This is a genomic window from Aquiflexum sp., from assembly GCF_041749095.1.
Lineage (GTDB): Bacteria > Bacteroidota > Bacteroidia > Cytophagales > Cyclobacteriaceae > Aquiflexum.
Window position 1 is genome coordinate 1 of record NZ_JBGTCA010000261.1, and the last position, 2,414, is coordinate 2,414.

3 protein-coding genes are annotated in these 2,414 nt (G+C 32.7%); 1 reads left to right on the plus strand and 2 read right to left on the minus strand.

The features are described from left to right. Positions 1-252 precede the first annotated feature (252 nt). Together ACEW8O_RS12150 and ACEW8O_RS12155 are read right to left on the minus strand one after the other, a co-directional pair. Complete coding sequence (locus tag ACEW8O_RS12150; protein WP_373494897.1) at positions 253-1,095, minus strand: hypothetical protein; 843 nt, start codon at positions 1,093-1,095, stop codon at positions 253-255. Continuing rightward, entirely contained in the window at positions 1,092-1,919 is an 828-nt protein-coding gene (locus ACEW8O_RS12155; RefSeq protein WP_373494898.1) for a HipA family kinase, read from the minus strand. The genes ACEW8O_RS12150 and ACEW8O_RS12155 overlap by 4 nt, the downstream gene beginning before the upstream one ends. Positions 1,920-2,026: 107 nt before the next feature. On the opposite strand from ACEW8O_RS12155, the gene ACEW8O_RS12160 reads away from it, so the two are divergent. Beyond that, positions 2,027-2,284 (plus strand): hypothetical protein, encoded by a 258-nt coding sequence (locus tag ACEW8O_RS12160; RefSeq protein ID WP_373494899.1) that lies wholly within the window; start codon positions 2,027-2,029, stop codon positions 2,282-2,284. Positions 2,285-2,414 lie beyond the last annotated feature (130 nt).

The following is a 2,414-nucleotide window of genomic DNA, read 5'->3' on the forward strand; positions in this document are numbered from 1 at the left end:
AGGGTAAATTTAAAGCACCTAGAATTGTGAAGGAGAAAAAAGTGAAAACATCACAACAAAATAAGTTTTCAGAATTTTTGTGTTGTTAAGTTGATGGAATCAATTAGGGTCTTGAACTAGATAGTTGAGGATTGCAAATCCTCATTATCTGGGTTCAGGATTGCAAACCCCGAACAGCTGGACAGCTGGGATCTAAATCCGAAAAATACTTCTAATTTTTATGATGATCATTTTTTTTGAATAAATAACCCCTTAATCAGGTTCTACAAAATGCCTAACTTCATGCTCCTCAAAATAGGATTCAATTAATTCTAATTCAGAGGGAGGGATAATTTCCAAAATTTTATTTTTTATTAAAGGGGAATCTTGGAGGTGATTCCAAATTACATGTTGATTTTGGTAATCTTTATCAGGCTCTTGTCCCACCATAAAAAATTTCCCAACCTTCATTTCTTTCAACTCCAAAGGCTTGATGATACTTACATATTCATTGATTTTATTTTTAAGGGAGGTAGGATTCGCTTGAAAATCAAAAAACTGAGTCAAAACAGGTCTATCATTTTTGCCTATCATATCAATCTGCATATTGAATACCATAAAATCAAATTCGTCAGCATTTAATTTGTAATCGATGTTAACCCTATTTTGAACTTTGGGAATGAAATTCTCTTTTGCCTTTTTTATACTTGGATAAATTATTTGCTTTTGCTTATGAACTTCAGACTTAAACACCCACTTTGTGAACAATTGTGCAAAGTTATTTTCATCCAATTCCAACCCAATCTCTTTTGGAGAAGAAAAAGAAATTAAGTTATTGGTGTAATAAGCAAAGTAGTGGATAAGGTCTGATTTAATTTCCTTTCTGGTCAGCAGTTCATTCTGTTCATGATTAAAATTTTTCTCTAGAGTATTAAGGATTGATTTCAAAAGTTTGAATCCATCTTCTGAAAAAAAGTTTTTTATCATGTTTAACTTTTCATGAGAATATTTGAGCATTCCTGTTCCCTGATCATCAATCATAAGCAATCCAAGATTGATTCTTTCCTCCGAAACGGCGGATACAGGTGAATATATAATAGAGTATGTACTTTTCATCGATTTTGAGTCATTAGTGAAATAAATTCCCTATAAGTTTTTCCTACTTCTTCTATCCAATTTTGGGAAAACACACTGTGGAACAAATTTTTATATATTTCATCTTTATTATAACCCCATTCTTCGGGTATTCCGTCAACAATTGATGTCAAATGGTCTTGACAATTAGAAACGTTAATTTGCAAAGATGAGCCTATCTCATCAAATAATTTTAAATTATTTTTGTTACGGTTTCGGAATAACCTATGGAATAACAAGGAATAAAATAATGAATCTTCATAAGTTAGAGCATAAATCTCACCAAATAAAGTTCCACTGTTGAAAATTTTTTCATGATCGATTGCGATAGGAGAAATTACCTCATTTTGAAAATTTACCAAAAGGTTCATATTTCCACAATTTCGGTCTTCATTGGAAATCCATAAATCAAATAACGCAATTTTCAAGAATTCCAGTCGGTTATATTTTTTTAAATCATTGTTAGAAATACCCTCTGAAATTGAATCTAAAATTTCAATCACATCAGGAACTAACTTCAAACCAACAAGAGGTTTGATTATTGAGTGGTAACTAAGTTGCATACCCAACATTGATTGGGGTAGATGTTCAGGTCTAAGCTTTAATATTCCCAATTCAGGGATTTGTATATCCCAAATCTTTGCAAAATGATAACCTAGATATTCATTGAGTAATTTTGCATCACCTGGGTGAAAAGGATACTTACAGATATAATATTCCATATCGGAAGCATGGACCAACAAGGGCCGACTTCCCGATGTTTCATAACGCTTACTTACTTCTTCGATTGAAATTAAGTTGGTCATTTCATATTGTACATTATTTCCTTTTACATTTTAACTCCCTAGCCTGAAAAGATTTTGAATTTGTCTAAAGTAGATAAATATTTATTCGTTTTCAATATTTCTGTTTTTTGTTTTCACTATGGATTTTGGCGGGCTTTCAGGTCAGTATGATCCTTTTTGCCCTGTTTTACAGCATCCATCCATCTATCATGATCTTTAAAGATGGCGACATAAGCCTGAAAGAAGCCGCTGCCGGATTGGCAACTATGAATGCGCTTGGCATTGCCTTGATTGTAGGAAGTGTCTTTATCCTTCCTTCCCTGATTTATTTGATCTATAGTTTTCAGAAGAGGCCGATTGAGGTTTTGGGGGGGGGAAGAAAGTAAAGGGTAAATTTAAAGCACCTAGAATTGTGAAGGAGAAAAAAGTGAAAACATCACAACAAAATAAGTTTTCAGAATTTTTGTGTTGTTAAGTTGATGGAATCAATTAGGGTCTTGAACTAGATAGTTGAGG